The sequence below is a fragment of the Streptomyces changanensis genome (assembly GCF_024600715.1).
In the GTDB taxonomy this organism is placed as follows: Bacteria; Actinomycetota; Actinomycetes; order Streptomycetales; family Streptomycetaceae; genus Streptomyces; species Streptomyces changanensis.
In genome coordinates, this window is sequence record NZ_CP102332.1 from 4,307,707 (window position 1) to 4,325,265 (window position 17,559).

Here is a 17,559-nt window from a genome sequence, read left to right on the forward strand (position 1 = left end):
GCGGGTCGGCGGTCAGGTGGTCGGCGGCCGGTGGACGGCGGACGCACGGGGCCCCGGTCGGCGGCGTACGGACGTGCCGGTCGCCCGCCGCCCGTCGCGTACGGCCGCGGCTGCCGCCCGGAGCCGGCGGGTCACTCCGTGCGGAGGCCGTCCGGGCGCATCAGGCGCCACAGGGGTGGCAGGCTAAGCAGCGTCACCACGAGTACCAGCCCCGCGCCCACCCCCACCACCGGCAGGAACACCCACCAGTCGACCACCGTCTTGTCGATCATCCGCAGCAGCGCCGCCCCCAGCGCCAGCCCGCCCGCCACGGAGATCGCCAGCCCGAGCGCCACCGGCAGCGCCGTCTGCCACAGCACGGACCAGCCGAGCGTCGTACGGCGCGTGCCGAAGGCGACCAGGGAGGCCAGCAGCCCGCGGCGCTCCCGCAGCTGCTCGACCATCGACACCAGCAGGGACAGCGCGATCAGCCCCATCGTCACCGTGGCCGCGGCCAGCACCCCCGTGCGGACGCTGGTGTACTGCCGGTCCCGCTCGATGTCCTGGATGCCCTCCACCCGCGCCAGCGGATCGACCCGCGCCGCCGCGTTCCGCGCGTGCTCATCGGCGTCCGGCACGGCCGGGTCCAGCCGGACCATCACCACCGTCTCGGCGTCCTCCAGCAGCGCCGCGTCCAGCGCGCCGGGCGTCGCGTGGATCCCGAACGGCATCCCGCCCATCGGGTCGCGGCGCGCGTCCACCAGCCGGGCCGTCGCCGGGACCCGCCACAGCACCGGCCGTTCGCCCTCGTCGCGCAGGTCCACCAGCGCGCCCGGCCGCGCCGTCTCGGCCAGGTACGCGTCGTCCGGGCCCTCCCGGCCGTGCGCACGGGCGATGAAGACGTCCCCGTCCCGGCAGGAGGGCAGCTCGCCCAGCTCGCGCAGGGACGGGCACTCCGCGACGGTCAGCGCGGTCCGCGGGACGAAGCCCTCGCCGGGGCGCAGCGGACCGGGTCGCCGGGCGCCCGCCTGGACGACACCGACGACGCCCTCCACGCCCGGCGCCGCGTCCACCTCGTCGATCAGCCCGCGGGCCGTCCGGGCGTCCGCCGTGGCCGACCACACCTGCAGCTGGGCGCGTGCCTCGTCCATGTTCGTCGGCCGCATGAAGTCGCTCTGCACCGCGCCGAACATCATCAGCAGGGCGATGGCCCCGGCTCCCGCGACGACGATCCCGCCGACCGCGCGGGTCGCGGTACCGCTGCCCAGCTGCAACCGGCGCACCGCCAGCTGCCAGGAGGGCGGGCCGCCGCGCAGCGGCCGCACGGCCGCCTCCACCAGCCACGGCAGCAGCGCGGTGAACCCCGTCAGCGCCAGCAGGGCGCCGACGGCGACCCGGTACGTGTCGAGCGACGCGACCTCGGCGTACAGCCGCCCCGCGGGGAGCAGCAGCGCGAGACCGGACGCGGCGAGCACCAGGCGCCACCACGACCGCCGGGGCCGCGGCACACGGCCCGCGACGACGCCCAGTGGTTCGACGACGACGCCGCGCAGCGCGAACAGGGTCACGACGAGCGCGCAGAGCGGCACCGCCGTCACCACGGCGGCCGCGAGCACCGGCTCCGGGACCAGGTCGCCGGGGAAGGCGTTGACGTTCCACACCGTGACCCGGCCCGCGAGCTGCCGGCCCAGCAGGAAGAACACCCCGCCCAGCACCAGGCCGAACACCGCTCCCACCAGTGCCTCGCCCGCGGCGGCGCGCCGCGTCATGCCCGCGTCCGCGCCGACCAGGCGCAGCGCCGCCAACCGCCGGTCGCGCTGCTCCCCGCCGAAGCGGACCGCCACCGCCACGAACACCAGGACCGGCAGCAGCAGCACGACGCAGGCCAGGACCACGATCAGCAGCAGCGGGCCCTCCAGGGGCCGCTCTCCGGTGCCGTGCCCGAACCGGTCGGCGCGCGACGCCCGGGGCGCGTCGGCGATCCCGGGGTCGTGGGCGTACAGGAACAGCTCGCCGGGTCCGGCGAGGCCCGCGTCACCGATGGTGCCCACCTGCCGGTAGGGGAAGCGGCCCTTCAGCAGCGCCCCTTCCGGCGAGGCGAGCAGCTCGGCGAGGGCGGGCGACACGACCATCCCGCCCGGCCCGGGGAGCGCCGCGACCCCGGGCGGCACGGGAGCGTCCGGGCCGTCGGGGCGCAGCGCCACGCCGTGGACGGTGTCGTCGCGGTACAGCGTGGAGACCTCGACGTACCGGAACGAGCGGGCCGAGACGGGCGCCTCGTCCAGGGACGCCTGCCGCGCGTCGGTGCGGCCCTCGCGGGCCTCCAGCATGTGCGGGATCGACGCGGCGACGAACAGCAGGGCCACCCCCAGTCCCACCCCGACCGCCGTGAGGACCGTACGCGCCCAGGAGCGGCGGCCGCCCGTGACGGCGAACCGCGCGCCGAGCCCGAGATCCCGCAGGGCGCCGCGCGGACCGCTCACGCCACACCCGCCAGGTCCCGCACCCGGCCGTCGCGCACGACGACCTCGCGGTCCGCGTACGCGGCGACCCGCGCCTCGTGCGTGACGAGGACGACGGCGGCGCCGGTGTCCCGGGCCGCGTCGGTGAGCAGCTCCAGCACCCGTTCGCCGTTGAGTGAGTCCAGGGCGCCCGTCGGTTCGTCGGCGAAGACCACGCGGGGCGCGGTGACCAGGGCGCGGGCGACCGCGACGCGCTGGCCCTGTCCGCCGGAGACCTCCCCGGGCCGCTTGCCGGCGATGTCGGCGGTCTCCAGGCGCTCCAGCCACTCCACCGCCCGCCGCTCGGCGGACCTGCGGCGCTCGCCGGCCAGGCGCAGCGGCAGGGCGACGTTCTCCGCGCAGGTCAGCTCCGGCACCAACCGGCCGAACTGGAACACGAACCCGAAGTCGCCCCGGCGCAGCGCGCTCAGCCGGGCGTCCGACAGGGTGGCGAGGTCGCGCCCGTCGTAGGTCACCGTGCCGGAGTCCGGGCGGACGATCCCGGCCAGGCAGTGCAGCAGCGTCGACTTGCCCGAGCCGGAGGGGCCCATGACGGCGACGACCTCGCCGGCCTGGACGGCGAACGACACCCCGGCCAGGGCCGTGGTCGGGCCGTACGCCTTGTCGAGGCCCTCGGCGCGCAGCAGCGGCGCCGACGCGCCCGTCGCGCCACCCGTCGCGCCGGGCGCCTCCGACGGCGTGGCCGTCCCCGTCCCCGACGGCGTCCCTGTCCCCGTCGTCGCTGTCGTCGTGGCCGTTCCGTGCGTGGCCCCGTGGGCGGTCCCGTCCGCCGTCACCGGGCCGCCCCCCGGACCGTCTCGGCGAGCTGGTCCAGGCGCGCGGCGGTCAGTTCCAGCCAGCGCAGGTCGGCCTCCAGGTGGAACAGCGCGTGGTCGCAGATCAGCTGGTCGGCGAGGTCGCCGCCCTTCTTGCGGCGGGTCAGCTCCCGCATCAGCCGCAGGTGCTCGGCGCGCTGCGTGTCGAGCAGGTCGGTGGCGCTGCGGCCGGTGAGCAGGGCGAGCACCACCTTCGTGTACAGCGTCGACTGGAGGTACGGCTCCGGCTTCTCGGGGCTGGTGAGCCACCGCTCGACGTCGGTGACGCCGGCCCCGGTGATCGCGTACCGCTTGCGCTCGGGACCCTCGCCCGGCTCGACGGCGTCGACCTCGACGAGCCCGTTCTTCAGGAGCCGGGCCATGGTCGAGTAGACCTGCCCGTAGTGGAGCGGCCGATCGTGGCCGAACTTCTCGTCGAAGGCGCGCTTGAGGTCGTAGCCGTGGCGCGGCCCGGCCTCCAGGAGGCCGAGGAGGGTGTGACCGATGGACATGGACGCCACTGTACACCCGGCGTATACACGTCGTGTATACGTGGCCGGTTCCCTGCGCTCGCCTGCCCGCTGCTCGCTGCCGGTGCCCCCGGTCGTCAGTAGCTGAGGCGCGCCGCCACCGGCAGGTGGTCCGAGGCGGTCCGCGGCAGGGTCCACACGCGTGTCACCTCGGCGCGGCGGGCAAGGACCTGGTCGATGCGGGCCAGGGGTGCCGACGCGGGCCAGCTGAAGGCCGGGCGGGAGCGCGCGGTGTCGAGCCGCGCGGTGAGCGGCGCGAGCCCGCGCTCGTCGACGGTGCCGTCGAGGTCGCCGAGCAGGACCACCCGGTCCAGCCGCTCGGCCGCCAGGGCCGCCCCCAGCAGTTCGGCGCTCGCGTCGCGGCGGACGCAGTCGAAGCCGCGCCGCGCGGTGAGCCGTACGGACGGCGGGTGGGCCACGTACACCGCGAGGTCGCCGCGCGGGGTCGCCGCCGTCGCCCGCAGCGCGCGCCGCCACCCGGCGCCGATACCGGCGGGCCGGATGTCCGGTGCCCGTACGTCGCCGAGCGGATACACCGACCACAGCCCGACCGTGCCGCGCACCGCGTGGTGCGGGTAGCGCCCCGCGAGGGCCGCGCGGTACGCCGGGAGCGCCGCCGGTGTGACCTCCTCCAGTGCGATCAGCTCCGCCCCGACGCTCGCGAGGTCCCGGGCGGTGCCGGCCGGGTCGGCGTTCTCGTCGCTGACGTCGTGCTGCACCGCCGTGAGGTCGTACGGCCCGTCAGGGGCCGGCAGCAGTCCGTCCCCGAAGTGGCCCGTCCACGCCGCGGCCGGCAGCAGGGCGGCGAGCGGCGCGACCGCCGAGCGGCGCCCGAGGGCGGCCACCACGAGGGCCGGCACGGCCAGGCCGAGCCACGGGAGGAACGCCTCCAGCAGGCTCGCCGGCCGGCCGGGCAGGTCCGGCACGGTCCCGTGGAACACGATCAGCCAGGCGACGAGCGCGGCGAGCCCGACCACCACCCGCCCCCGCGACCAGGCCGTCCGCCCCCGCGCGTCCCGCCCCCGCGTCCCGCGCCCCGGCCCGCCGCCGGCACCCGGCGCGCCCGCGCCGTCCGCCGGGCGGCCGGCGGCGCCTCGGCCCATCGGGTCGCCCACCGGGCGGCCGGCGCATCCGGTGTGCCCGCGCCACCCGTCGGGCGGCCGGCGGTGTCCGGCGTGCCCGCGCCACGCGCCGGTCCGGCGCCGCGGCCTCCGGCCCCCGCGCCACCAGCGGTACCCCGCGGAACCGTGCCGCCCGCCGCGCCACTACCACCGGTACCCGGCGCGCCCGAGCCGTCCGCCGGACCGCCGCCGGTACCGCTCGTCGAAGCACCCGTGTCCATACCGGACGGTGACGCCCCGCCGCCCCGCCCGGTTCCCCCCGGGCGGGGCGGCGGCTACTCCGGCGGTGTCCGCCGGGGCCGCGTCGGGTGGGGCGGAGGCGCGGGCGGCTGTCCGGCCGGTGGCTCCTTCGGTGGGCGGCCGCGCCGGGGGAGCGGGGTCGGCGACGAGGGCATCCTCCCGGCCTCGGACAGCGCCCGGCGCAGCAGGAACTCGATCTGGGAGTTGGCGCTGCGCAGCTCGTCCGAGGCCCAGCGCGCCAACGCCTCGTACACCGCCGGGTCGAGGCGGAGCAGCACCTGCTTGCGCTCACGGCGGGCGGTCACTGGTAGAGCGTGCCCGTGTTGACGATCGGCTGGGCCGAGCGGTCACCGCACAGCACCACCATCAGGTTGGAGACCATGGCCGCCTTCCTCTCGGGGTCCAGCTCCACTATGTCGCGCTCCGCGATCCGGTCGAGCGCCAGCTCGACCATGCCGACCGCGCCCTCGACGATCTTCTGGCGCGCCGCCACCATCGCCCCGGCCTGCTGGCGCTGGAGCATCGCGGAGGCGATCTCCGGAGCGTACGCGAGGTGAGTGAACCGCGACTCGATGATGCGCACGCCCGCGGCCGCCACGCGCGCGTGCAGCTCGACCGCCAGCTTCTCGGTGATCTCCTCGGCGTTGCCCCGCAGCGACAGGCCGTCCTCGTCGTGGGAGTCGTAGGGGTACTCGATCGCGATGTGCCGGACCGCCGCTTCCGTCTGCGTGGAGACGAACTGCTCGAAGTCGTCGACCTCGAACATGGCCTGCGCCGTGTCCTCGACCCGCCAGACGACGACCGCGGCGAGCTCGATGGGGTTGCCGTAGGCGTCGTTGACCTTCAGGACCGCGGTCTCGTGGTTCCGCACGCGGGTCGAGATCGCCACCCGGGACGTCAGGGGGTTCACCCAGCGCAGCCCGTCCTTGCGGACCGTCCCCCGGTAGCGGCCGAAGAGCTGGACGACCCGGGCCTCACCGGGCGCGACCATGTTGAGCCCGCACATCGCGAACAGCGCCGCGAGGCCCACGAGCACGCCGGCCGCGATGAGCCCGACCCGCGCGCCCAGCGAGGTGTCCTCACCGACGGAGGCGCCCGCGACGACCAGGCAGACTCCCGCGGCCAGGCCCACCAGGCCGGCGAGAAGCGCGAGCCCGCCGCCGACGCTGTACGCCGCGAACTCCCGTATCCCCGGCTGCGCGGCCCGCGTCCCGTCCTGGCCGCCCGTCGCGACGCCGGCCGTGGCGGACGCGGCGGCCGTCGTCCCGCTCGCCGTGCCGCTCACGGTCCCCTGCGTGGCCCCGGACGCGGTCCCGCCGGCCCCGGACGTGGGTGTGGTCATGGTTCCCCCCGATTCTGTGCTCTCTTCGGTGAAGCAAAGTGATATCACTTTAGCGCGCGTCGCAACCTTGTCCACCCCCTGTGAGTCGGTTCCTTGGGGACGGGTGCTCTTTGTCACGTCCGGAAAAGACAGGATCCGTTGGTCTATGTCGGCTGGTGCGGGTTAGCTTGCTGAGCTGATCCGGACGTAGGTGACCGAAAAGCGCGACGGAACGAACATCGACAAACGGGAGCGACGGAGCCATGGGCCGAGCGGAATCGCGTCGGACCCGGCAGCGCGGGGCGCGCCGGGCCGAGAGGGGTGGCGGAGGCATACGCCGCTTCTTCACCTGGCGGAAGCTCCTGGGAACGCTCTTCGTGTTCTGCCTGCTCGCCATGGGCGGCTTGTACGCCGTCTACCTGCTCGTCCCGGTCCCCACCGCCAACGCCGAGGCGGAGCTCCAGAGCAACATCTACAAGTACGCGGACGGCACGATCCTCGCCCGCAGCGGCAAGGTCAACCGCTCCAACGTCGGCCTGGAGAAGATCCCCGACCCGGTCGAGAAGGCGTTCGTCGCCGCGGAGAACAAGACCTTCTACGAGGACTCCGGCGTCGACCTCAAGGGCACGGCCCGCGGCGTGGTCAACACGGTGACCGGCAAGGGCAAGCAGGGCGGCTCGACCATCACCCAGCAGTACGTCAAGAACTACTACCTCGACCAGAGCCAGACCGTGACGCGCAAGCTCAAGGAGCTGGTCATCTCCCTCAAGGTCGACCAGCGCAAGAGCAAGGACGACATCCTCGAGGGCTACCTCAACACCAGCTACTACGGGCGCAGCGCCTACGGCATCCAGGCCGCCGCGCAGGCGTACTACGGCGTCGACTCCGACAAGCTGACGGTCCCGCAGGGCGCCTACCTGGCGGCGCTGCTCCAGGCCCCCAGCCAGTACGACTGGACGTCCGCCTCGCCCTCCAGCCGCAAGCTCGTCCTGGAGCGCTGGGACTACGTCCTCGACAACATGGTCGAGGAGAACTGGCTGGACCCGGCCGCCCGCAAGACGATGGTGTTCCCCGAGCCGCAGGCCCCGAAGGCCGCCCCCGGCATGGAGGGCCAGACCGGTTACCTGGTCGAGGCCGCCAACCAGGAGCTGGCGCGGCAGGGCGTCAAGGAGGAGGACATCCGGGCCGGCGGCTGGACGATCACCCTCACCGTCGACAAGAAGCGCCAGAAGGAGCTCGTCGAGGCGGTCGGCGATGAGCTGGAGGACCAGCTCGACCGCGAGGGCAACGAGGTCGACGCGACCGTCCAGGCCGGCGCCACCTCCGTCGACCCGAAGACCGGCCACGTCGTCGCCCTGTACGGCGGCGTCGGCGCCACCCAGCACTGGATGTCCAACGCCACCCGGCGCGACTACCAGCCCGCCTCCACCTTCAAGCCGCTGGTCTTCGCCTCCGCCCTGGAGAACTCCTCCCGGACGCAGGACGGCCGCCGGATCGGCGTCAACACGCACTACGACGGCACGAGCAAGCGTCCCGTGAAGGGCGGCGACACCCCGTTCGCCCCGGAGAACGAGGACGACATCAGCTACGGCCAGGTCACCGTCCAGCGGGCCATGAACAAGTCGATCAACTCGGTCTTCGCCCAGATGATCGTCGACGTCGGCCCCGGCAAGGTGAAGAAGACCGCCCTCGACCTGGGCCTGAAGGACGGCGACGCGTTCGTCGAGTCCCCCGCGATGTCCCTCGGCACGATGGGCGCCTCCACCTGGGACATGGCCGGTGCGTACGCGACGCTCGACAACCACGGCAAGAAGGTCACGCCGTCGATCGTCAAGGCGGCCGAGCACCAGGACCGCACGGTGCAGCCGGCCGACCCGATCGGCGCGCAGGTCGTCAGCCGGGAGACCGCGGACACCGTCACCTCCGTGCTGACCGGCGTCGTCCGCGAGGGCTCCGGCCGCGCGGCGAGCACCCCTGCCTACCAGGCCGCCGGCAAGACCGGCACCTCCGAGAACAACAAGTCCGCGTGGTTCGCCGGGTACACCCCCGAACTGACCACCGTGGTCGCGCTGTTCGGCGAGGACACCAAGAAGGGCACCCAGGTCACCCTGACCGGCACGGCCAACTCCGGCCGCGCCAACGGCGGCGGCTTCCCCGCTCGCATCTGGGCCGACTACACCCTGGACGCCCTCGGCGGCGGCTCCGACGCCCGCTTCGACCTCGACGTCATCGAGTACGGCGACGGACAGCCGGAGCCCGGGACCGGATCGCCGTCCCCGAGCACCTCGCCCTCGCCGTCCCCCTCGCCCAGTGACACGCCGGACGACGAGCCCAGCTCCACGCCGTCCTCGTCGCCGTCGACCCGCGACCCGGTCACGTCGAGCAGCCCCCCGCCGGCCCCCACGCCGAGTCAGTCCACGGGCTCGCCGTCGAGCTCGCCGTCGCGGAGCCCGGAGCCGGGCACCATCGGCGGGTCGGGCTTCGAACCGGAGACCGGGGGCGGCCCGGACGACGGCGCCCGCATCCGGCCGTAGCACCGGCGCGACCGTCCGGGGCGCTTGCCGCAAGCCCCGGCGCTCGCGGCGCCCGCGGTACGCGAGACGGCTGCGACAACCGCAGGCCGTACGACGAAGGCGGCCGGGCCCCTGGTGGGGCCCGGCCGCCTTCGTCATACCCATCGGGCGCGTACGCCGCGACCGCGCCTTCGACAACGACGCGGGCCGGCGCATCGGCTACCCACCGGGCGCCCCCGCGCGGTGCGTACGCGCCCGCCGGACACGCGCCGCCCGGCCGCACCCGCCGGGACCCGTACGCCGGACACGCGCCCGCCGGGGCCGTGCCCGGACCCGCACCCGCCAGGACCCGCCCACCGCCCGCCGCCGTGCCGCTCACCCCGGCGTCGGCAATTCGAACCACACCACCTTGCCGGTCGACAGGCGCGTCGCGCCCCAGCGGCGGGCCAGCCGGTTGACCAGGAACAGGCCCCGCCCGCCCTCGTCGGTGTCGCGCGCCCGGCGCTGTCGGGGCAGCTGCGGCGAGTCGTCGCCGACCTCGCAGCGCAGCACCTCGGTGCGCAGCAGCCGCAGGGTGACCGGCCGGGACGCGTACCGCACGGCGTTGGTCACCACCTCGCTGACCAGCAGCTCCACCGAGTCCGTCAGTTCCTCCAGGTCCCAGCGGGCCAGCGCCTTGCGGGCCAGCCGGCGGGCCCGGCCCGGAGCGGCGTCCTCCGGCTCCAGGAACCAGTACGCGACGTCGCTCGGCGTGATTCCGTCGAACCGGGCGGCGAGCAGCGCGATGTCGTCGTCCCGGTCGCCCGGCCCGAGCATGTCGAGCACGTCGTCGCAGAGCGCCTCCAGCGGCGGCGAGTGGTCCGGGCCCGTCAGCTGGGCCGTCGCCGCCAGCCGCTCGCGCAGCTGCTCTATCCCGGTCCACACGTCCCGCAGCCGCGACTCGACGAGGCCGTCGGTGTACAGCAGCAGCGTCGCGCCCGCCGGGGCGTCCAGTTCGACGGCCTCGAAGTCGACGCCGCCCACGCCGATCGGCGCGCCCGGCGGGACGCGCAGCACCTCCGCCCGGCCGCCCAGGTGGAGCAGTATGGGCGGCGGGTGGCCGGCGTTGGCGATGGTGATGCGGTGCGCGACCGGGTCGTACACCGCGTAGAGGCAGGTCGCCATGCGGTTCTCGCCCAGCCGCTGGGCCTGTTCGTCGAGGTGGTGCAACACCTCCTGCGGCGGCAGGTCGAGCCCGGCGAGGGTCTGCGCCGTCGTCCGCAGCTGGCCCATGATCGCCGCCGAGGTCATGGAGTGGCCCATGACGTCGCCCACGACGAGGGCGACGCGGCTGCCGGGCAGCGGGATCGCGTCGTACCAGTCGCCGCCGACCCGGGCCGTCTCGGCGGCCGGGAGGTAGCGGGACGCCAGGCGCACGCCGGTCGGCTGCGGCAGGTTCTCCGGGAGCATGGTGCGCTGGAGCTCGTCCGCGATGTACGCCTCCCGGCCGTACAGCACCGCCTTGTCGATGCCGAGCGCCGTGTGCGTCGCCAGCTGCGCCGCGACGAGCAGGTCGTTCGGCTCGAAGGCCGCGCGGTCGGGGCGGCGCAGGAAGACGGCGGCGCCGATGACGCGCCGGCGGCCCCGCAGCGGCGCGAGGATCGCGCGGTGCCCGGACGGCAGGGAGCGGCCGTCGCCGACCAGCTCCGGCAGCGCGGCCCGGGCCGCCGCGGAGTCGCCGAACACCGGCCTGACCCCGCGCAGCACCTCCGCCAGCGGGCCGCCGGGGCGGACCTCGCACAGCTCGGCGGCCGGGGTCTGCTCGGTGTCGGGCGCGACGACGGGGCCGGCCGGGAGGAGGCTCAGGTCCAGGGTGTCGTCCCCCGTCAGACGCAGCCGGTCGGCGCGGCGCAGCCGGAGGACGAACGGGTCCACCGGCCGCTCGTCGCCCACGGGCAGCGGGTCGCGCAGGTAGACGAGGATCGCGTCGGCGAAGGTCGGCACGGTCGCCCGGCACAGCCCCAGCACGATCTCGTCCAGGTCGATGCCGCGCGCGATGCGGCGCGTCGCCGCGCCGACGAACCGCAGCCGGTCGCCCTCGCGCCGCGCGGTGCCCACCGGCTCCTGCGGCCCGCCGGGGGTGCCGCCGGACTGGCCGGGGAGGGTGCCGTGCGCCGGGGTGGCGGCGCCGGACACGCTGGTGGGGCGCGGCAGGGCGGCGGCGTCCGGCAGGTCGCGGGGCCCGCCGGCGCCGCCGTCCGGGCCTTCGCCGGGCGGGGCCGCGCTCGCGGCGGCGCGCGTCCGGGCGTCTCCGGGGGCGGCCGCGGCGCGCTTGCCGGCGGGGGTCGCGGCCGCCTGCCGGGCGGCGGCGGCCGCCTCGCCCGACCGGGCCGCCTGCCGGGCCGCCTCCGCCTCCGCGCCGCCGCCCGACGCGGGCGTGCGGCGGCCGGACCCGGGCGGCACCGGGGCGCCGGGACGCGGCCGGCCGTGCGCGGGCGCGGGGGAGGTGCCGCCCGGCTCGGGGGCCTCCTGCCGGGGCCGGGTGCGTTCCTGCGGCCGGGCAGCGAACGGCTGCCGGCCTTCGTGGGACGTGGGCTGCTCCGTCACGCGTGGGATTCCGTCCGTCCGGGCCGGTGAGGCGATGCACTCGCTCTGTCAGGCGCTATACCCGCTCTGGGTGCGGCGTCGACACGGGATGACGGATCCGTGCACACCTCCGCCACGGCTCCACCCCCTCGTAGGTGACTTACGGTCAGTTCGTATCCGGTACTCGGTGGTTGATGCTGCGGGGCCGGGTCGGCCGTCCGGCGGAGGACGATCCTACGGTTACTCCCCAGGGGCGCATCAAGGGTCTCATGGAGCCGTGCGCGCCGGGGTGCGATCCCAGTCGGCCGGGAGCTCCGGCACGCCCCACGCCGGATCGGGCCGCCAGTTCTCCCAGCCGTCCGCGAACGGGGCGCCCCAGGCCCGGATGACCTCGACGGCGGCCGCGCCGGCCTCCCGGACGCGCCGGGCCTGCGCGGCGTCCATGAGCCCGGCGCGCTGGGCCTGGGCGAACTCGTCCTCGTCCCGCCACAGCCAGGTGCGGTCGGGGAAGACGGAGATGTCGAGGAAGTGGTCCTCCGAGTCGACGCCCCCGGACCACCGGACCCGCGGCGCCTCCAGGTTGACGTACCAGCTGCGGAAGTCCCAGCCGTGGTCCCAGAACAGCCAGACGGACCACGGTTCGTCCGGGCGGGCCAGCTTGAGGACGCCCGTCCCGATCCACCGCGCCCGCGTGGTGGTGCGCGGAGCGGTGTAGCGGGTGGCGAGCGGTTCGTCGTGGACGGGAGTGCCGTCGACGAGCACGGGCTTGACGCACTCGGTGCCGGGCGCCATCCAGACGGCGAGCAGGTCCGGGGTGTCCCGGACGACGGTCACGGGCCGGCAGATGTGGACGTGGCCGTCGCCGTTGTCGCGGTACCGCCACAGGATCCGGTCACCCGGCGCCCAGCGCGCACCGTCGTCGTCCGCCCCACCCGCTGCCCCCGGTACCGGGCCCGTCGTCTCCGCTGTCATGCGCAGATCTTAGGACCGGACCGGGGCGCCCGTCCGCGATCCACGTCACGGGCCGCCGACGCAGGGGGCGCCGACACCGCAGGTCAGCGGCGATGAGTGGGCGGTGGGGCCCACGGGTGGCGGCCGCGGCGGACGGACGCGGACACGGGTGGCCCGAGCGACGCTTTTCGGCCAGTGGCCCGTCGGTCGCGCGTCAGTGGCACGTCACGGGCGGGTCATCCGCAGGACGTCCAGGGCCTCGTCGAGCTGGGCGAGCGTCAGTGCGCCGCGCTCCACGTACCCGGCCTCCAGGACGACCTCGCGGATCGTCTTGCGCTCGGCCAGCGACCGCTTGGCGACCTTCGCGGCCTCCTCGTACCCCAGGTACTTGTTGAGCGGCGTCACCACGGACGGCGACGACTCGGCGTACTCCCGCGCCCGTTCGACGTCGGCGGTGACGCCGTCGACGGTCCGGTCGGCGAGCAGGCGGGAGGCGTTGGCGAGGAGCCGGATCGACTCCAGCAGGTTCTTCGCCATCACGGGCAGCATGACGTTCAGCTCGAAGTTGCCGGCGGCGCCGGCCGTTGCGACGGTGGCGTCGTTGCCGACGACCTGCGCGGCGACCATGAGGACCGCCTCCGGGACCACCGGGTTGACCTTCCCCGGCATGATCGACGACCCGGGCTGGAGGTCCGGCAGGCGGATCTCGGCCAGGCCGGTGCGCGGCCCCGAGGCCATCCACCGCAGATCGTTGGCGATCTTCGTGAGGGAGACGGCGATCGTGCGCAGCTGGCCCGACGTCTCGACCAGCCCGTCCCGGGCGCCCTGCGCCTCGAAGTGGTCGCGCGCCTCGGTCAGCGGCAGCCCCGTGTCCCGCGCCACCTCGGCGATGACGGCGGCGGAGAAGCCGGGCGGGGTGTTGATGCCCGTACCGACGGCCGTACCGCCCAGGGGCAGTTCGGCGAGGCGGGGCAGGGACGCCCGCAGACGCTCGACGCCGTACCGCACCTGCGCCGCGTACCCGCCGAACTCCTGGCCGAGGGTGACGGGCGTGGCGTCCATCAGGTGCGTGCGGCCCGACTTGACGACGTCCGCGAATTCGGCCGATTTCCGACCCAGCGCCGCGGCCAGGTGCTCCAGGGCGGGGATGAGTTCGCCGGTCACCGCCGCGGTCGCCGCGATGTGGATCGAGGAGGGGAAGACGTCGTTGGACGACTGGGAGGCGTTGACGTGGTCGTTGGGGTGCACGGACCGTCCGTCGCCGAGCCGTTCGCCCGCGAGCGTGGCCAGGACCTCGTTCATGTTCATGTTCGAGGAGGTGCCGGAACCGGTCTGGAAGACGTCCACGGGGAAGTGGTCGTCCCAGCGGCCCTCCGCCACCTCCGCCGCGGCCGCCCGCACCGCCTCGGCGACCTCCGGGTCCAGGACGCCCAGCTCGGCGTTGACCTTCGCCGCAGCGGCCTTGATCCGGGCCAGCGCGGCGATGTGGGCCCGCTCCAGCCGCTGGCCCGAGACCGGGAAGTTCTCCACGGCCCGCTGCGTCTGCGCGCGCCACTTGGCGTGCGCCGGGACGCGTACCTCCCCCATCGAGTCGTGCTCGATCCGGTGGTCGCCGTCGGCGCCGCCGCGCTGGTCCCTCGTGTCGGTCATCGTCCCAACCTCCCGCAGAAACTGAGCGCCCGTCCGGCGCACGCTATTCCCAACTGCTCTACCGGCCAGTAAAAACCGTGGGTAACCCCACTTCCAGGAGGCGCAATGGCGCGCACCAGACGGAAACTCGGATGCACGGTCGCGGTCACGGTCGCCGCGCTCGCGGCCGCCCTCACCGCACCCGCCGCCCAGGCGACCCCGCCCACCGCCGCCCCGGCCGCCGCCGCGCGGACCACCGCCCCGGTGCCCCTGCCGCCGGAGCTGGAGCGCGTCCGCGCGGCCGAGGCCACCGCCCTGTACGGCAGCCCCGCCGAACGCCCCTTCGCCGAGCGGAAGACCGCCCTGGTCTCCCTGGGCGACAGCGAGATCTCCGGCGAGGGCGTCGGCACGTACGAGCCCCCGACCAACGGCCCCGACAACTGGTGCCACCGCTCGCCGCAGGCCGCCATCCACCGCACCGGCATCCCCGCCGACGTCACCTACAACGTCTCCTGTTCCGGCGCCGCCACACCCCACATCCGCATCGGCGGCAGCAAGCAGTACGCCGACGAGCTCGTCCAGAGCGACAACCTCGCCGTCAAGGCCCGCAACACCCGCCTCAGGATGGTGCTCCTGGTGGCCGGCGCCAACGACGACCTCCAGTTCGGCCCCGTGATGACCGACTGCGTCCTGCGCTACCTCACCCTCCAGGGGCCCTGCGCGCCGAAGTACGCCCCCGGCTGGCAGGCCCGCGTCGACGCCCTCGTACCCAAGGTCGAGCAGACGATCCGCGACCTGCGGACCGTGATGCGCGACGCAGGCTACGCCGACGGCGACTACAAGCTCGTCGTCATGGGCTACCCGAGTCCCATCGGCCCCGACTTCCCCGACAACCCCGACTTCCCCGGCAAGCTCGTCTGCGGCGGCCTCGGCTACGACTCCGACACCGTCTGGGGCCGCGACACGGCCGTCCCCGCCTTCGCGCGCGGCATGCGGAGGGCGGCGGCGAACACCGGAGCCGTGTACCTCGACAACTCCCGGCTCTTCCACGGGCACGAGGTCTGCATGGACGACGCCTGGGCGCGCGGCCTGTACGTCGACCTGTCCAAGCCCGGACTGCCGGACGAGAACTCCGTCCGGCAGTCCTTCCACCCCAACGCGGCCGGCCACGCCGCCTTCGCCTCCTGCCTGACCCAGCTGTACGCCTCGGGCGCCCGCGAGGCCGGCTGCGCCGACCCGGCGTCCACGGGCAGGCCGGTCCTGCGGCCGGGGGCGTGGGACGACGCGTTCACGCCGCTGCGGGGCGAGGCGACCGGCACGTGCGTGGACGTCTCCGGGGCCGTCACCCGCAACGGCACGGCGGTCGGCGGCTGGGACTGCCACGCCGGGCGCAACCAGGACTGGTGGTACGACCCGGCGCGCGGGTCGATCCACACGGCCCTGACCCACGACCGCTGCCTGGACGTACCGGGCGCCGCCTACCAGCCGGGCAGGGCGCTGGTCCTGTGGAACTGCTCGGGCGCGGCCCACCAGCGGTTCGTCCGCGACGGCGCGACCCTGCGCCCCGCCGCGGCGCCCTCCCTGTGCCTCACCCTCGCCGCGGCCAAGGACCCGCTGCGGCTCCAGGCGTGCGACGGGACGGCGAAGCAGCGCTTCGCGTAGCCCCGGACACGCGGACGGGCCCGGCCACCGTGACGGTGACCGGGCCCGTGGCGCTCACACGGTCACACCAGCCCGGGGCCGCGCACCGGGATGGAGGTGAAGGTCGGCGCCGGGGCCGGGTCCTGGAAGAAGTCGTTGCCCTTGTCGTCCACCACGATGAACGCCGGGAAGTCCTCGACCTCGATCTTCCAGACCGCCTCCATGCCGAGCTCCTCGTACTCGACGACCTCGACCTTCTTGATGCAGTCCTGCGCCAGGCGCGCCGCCGGGCCGCCGATCGAGCCCAGGTAGAAGCCGCCGTGCGCGCCGCACGCGTCGGTGACCCGCTGCGAGCGGTTGCCCTTGGCCAGCATCACCTTGGAGCCGCCCGCCGCCTGGAACTGCTCCACGTACGAGTCCATGCGGCCGGCCGTCGTCGGGCCGAAGGAACCGGACGCGTACCCCTCGGGCGTCTTGGCGGGGCCGGCGTAGTACACCGGGTGGTCCTTCAGGTACTGCGGCATCTCCTCGCCCGCGTCCAGCCGCTCCTTGATCTTGGCGTGCGCGATGTCGCGCGCCACGACCAGCGGGCCGGTCAGCGACAGCCGCGTCTTGACCGGGTGCTTCGTCAGCTCGGCGAGGATGGCGTCCATGGGCTGGTTGAGGTCGATGCGCACCACGTCACCGGCCTCGTCCAGCTGCTCGTCCGTCGTGTCGGGCAGGAAGCGCGCCGGGTCGGTCTCCAGCTGCTCCAGGAAGACGCCCTCGGCGGTGATCTTCGCGACGGCCTGGCGGTCCGCCGAGCAGGAGACGGCGATGGCGACGGGCAGCGAGGCGCCGTGCCGCGGCAGGCGCACCACGCGCACGTCGTGGCAGAAGTACTTGCCGCCGAACTGCGCGCCGATGCCGATGCGCTGCGTCAGCTCGAAGACCTTCTTCTCCAGCTCCTCGTCGCGGAAGCCGTGGCCCAGCTCGGAGCCCTCGGACGGCAGCGCGTCCAGGTAGTGCGCGGAGGCGTACTTCGCCGTCTTCAGCGCGAACTCGGCGGACGTGCCGCCGACGACGATCGCGAGGTGGTACGGCGGGCAGGCGGCCGTCCCGAGGGAGCGGATCTTCTCCTCCAGGAACGTCATCAGGGAGGTCTCGTTGAGGACCGCCTTGGTCTCCTGGTAGAGGAACGACTTGTTGGCGGAGCCGCCGCCCTTGGCCATGAAGAGGAACTTGTACGCGCCGCCGTCCGTCGCGTACAGCTCGATCTGCGCGGGGAGGTTCGACCCGGTGTTCTTCTCCTCCCACATGGTGAGGGGGGCCATCTGCGAGTAGCGCAGGTTGAGGTTCTTGTACGCGTCGTAGATGCCGCGCGACAGGGCCTTCTCGTCCTCGCCCTCGGTCAGCACGTTCTGGCCGCGCTTGCCCATGACGATCGCCGTGCCGGTGTCCTGGCACATCGGCAGCACACCGGCGGCCGCGATGTTGGCGTTCTTCAGCAGGTCGAGCGCGACGAACTTGTCGTTGCCCGACGCCTCCGGGTCGTCGATGATCCGGCGCAGCTGCGCGAGGTGCGCGGGCCGCAGGTAGTGCTGGATGTCGTGGATGGCCTCCGCTGCCAGCTTCCGCAGCGCCTCCGGCTCCACCTTGAGGAACGTCCGCCCGTCGGCCTCGAAGGTGGACACACCCTCCGAGGTCACCAGGCGGTAGGGCGTGGTGTCCTCTCCCAGGGGGAGCAGATCGGAGTACGCAAACTCTGGCATGA

The 17,559-nt window shown here is 74.6% G+C and carries 12 protein-coding genes; 2 read left to right on the top strand and 10 right to left on the bottom strand.

Features of this window, described 5'->3' with window-relative positions:
- Positions 1 to 131 precede the first annotated feature (131 nt).
- From NRO40_RS19290 to NRO40_RS19315, 6 genes are all read right to left on the bottom strand, one after another.
- Complete coding sequence (locus NRO40_RS19290; protein WP_058944944.1) at positions 132 to 2,462, bottom strand: FtsX-like permease family protein; 2,331 nt, start codon at positions 2,460 to 2,462, stop codon at positions 132 to 134.
- The gene (locus tag NRO40_RS19295) at positions 2,459 to 3,127 is read right to left on the bottom strand and encodes an ABC transporter ATP-binding protein (protein WP_058944953.1); all 669 of its coding nucleotides are present in this window, start codon (positions 3,125 to 3,127) and stop codon (positions 2,459 to 2,461) included. The genes NRO40_RS19290 and NRO40_RS19295 overlap by 4 nt, the downstream gene beginning before the upstream one ends.
- A gap of 146 nt (positions 3,128 to 3,273) precedes the next feature.
- Entirely contained in the window at positions 3,274 to 3,807 is a 534-nt protein-coding gene (locus tag NRO40_RS19300) for a PadR family transcriptional regulator (protein ID WP_058944943.1), read from the bottom strand.
- 95 nt (positions 3,808 to 3,902) lie between these two features.
- Positions 3,903 to 4,805, bottom strand: a complete 903-nt coding sequence (locus tag NRO40_RS19305; protein ID WP_058944952.1) for an endonuclease/exonuclease/phosphatase family protein — start codon at positions 4,803 to 4,805, stop codon at positions 3,903 to 3,905.
- 416 nt (positions 4,806 to 5,221) lie between these two features.
- On the bottom strand, positions 5,222 to 5,491 hold the full coding sequence (locus tag NRO40_RS19310; RefSeq protein WP_058944942.1) for a hypothetical protein: 270 nt from the start codon (positions 5,489 to 5,491) through the stop codon (positions 5,222 to 5,224).
- A complete protein-coding gene (locus NRO40_RS19315) occupies positions 5,488 to 6,528 on the bottom strand; it encodes an SPFH domain-containing protein (RefSeq protein ID WP_079047481.1) in 1,041 nt (346 codons plus the stop codon). The genes NRO40_RS19310 and NRO40_RS19315 overlap by 4 nt, the downstream gene beginning before the upstream one ends.
- Positions 6,529 to 6,770: 242 nt before the next feature.
- On the opposite strand from NRO40_RS19315, the gene NRO40_RS19320 reads away from it, so the two are divergent.
- Entirely contained in the window at positions 6,771 to 9,041 is a 2,271-nt protein-coding gene (locus tag NRO40_RS19320) for a transglycosylase domain-containing protein (protein WP_058944941.1), read from the top strand.
- Positions 9,042 to 9,395: 354 nt separating this feature from the next.
- On the opposite strand, the gene NRO40_RS19325 is transcribed toward NRO40_RS19320, so the two are convergent.
- The 3 genes from NRO40_RS19325 to NRO40_RS19335 form a co-directional block, all read right to left on the bottom strand.
- The gene (locus tag NRO40_RS19325; RefSeq protein ID WP_257375453.1) at positions 9,396 to 11,606 is read right to left on the bottom strand and encodes an ATP-binding SpoIIE family protein phosphatase; all 2,211 of its coding nucleotides are present in this window, start codon (positions 11,604 to 11,606) and stop codon (positions 9,396 to 9,398) included.
- Between the two features lie 246 nt (positions 11,607 to 11,852).
- Positions 11,853 to 12,557 carry a cytidylyl-2-hydroxypropylphosphonate hydrolase gene (fomD, locus tag NRO40_RS19330; protein ID WP_058945484.1) on the bottom strand — a complete coding sequence of 235 codons (705 nt, stop codon included), beginning with the start codon at positions 12,555 to 12,557 and terminating at the stop codon, positions 11,853 to 11,855.
- Positions 12,558 to 12,761: 204 nt separating this feature from the next.
- Positions 12,762 to 14,186, bottom strand: a complete 1,425-nt coding sequence (locus tag NRO40_RS19335) for a class II fumarate hydratase (protein WP_058945485.1) — start codon at positions 14,184 to 14,186, stop codon at positions 12,762 to 12,764.
- Between the two features lie 105 nt (positions 14,187 to 14,291).
- On the opposite strand from NRO40_RS19335, the gene NRO40_RS19340 reads away from it, so the two are divergent.
- Positions 14,292 to 15,827: a ricin-type beta-trefoil lectin domain protein gene (locus tag NRO40_RS19340; protein WP_058945486.1), complete on the top strand. Its 1,536-nt coding sequence runs from the start codon at positions 14,292 to 14,294 to the stop codon at positions 15,825 to 15,827.
- Between the two features lie 62 nt (positions 15,828 to 15,889).
- Here the strand turns inward: NRO40_RS19340 and NRO40_RS19345 are convergent, their stop codons facing one another.
- A complete protein-coding gene (locus NRO40_RS19345; RefSeq protein ID WP_257375454.1) occupies positions 15,890 to 17,557 on the bottom strand; it encodes a fumarate hydratase in 1,668 nt (555 codons plus the stop codon).
- Positions 17,558 to 17,559 lie beyond the last annotated feature (2 nt).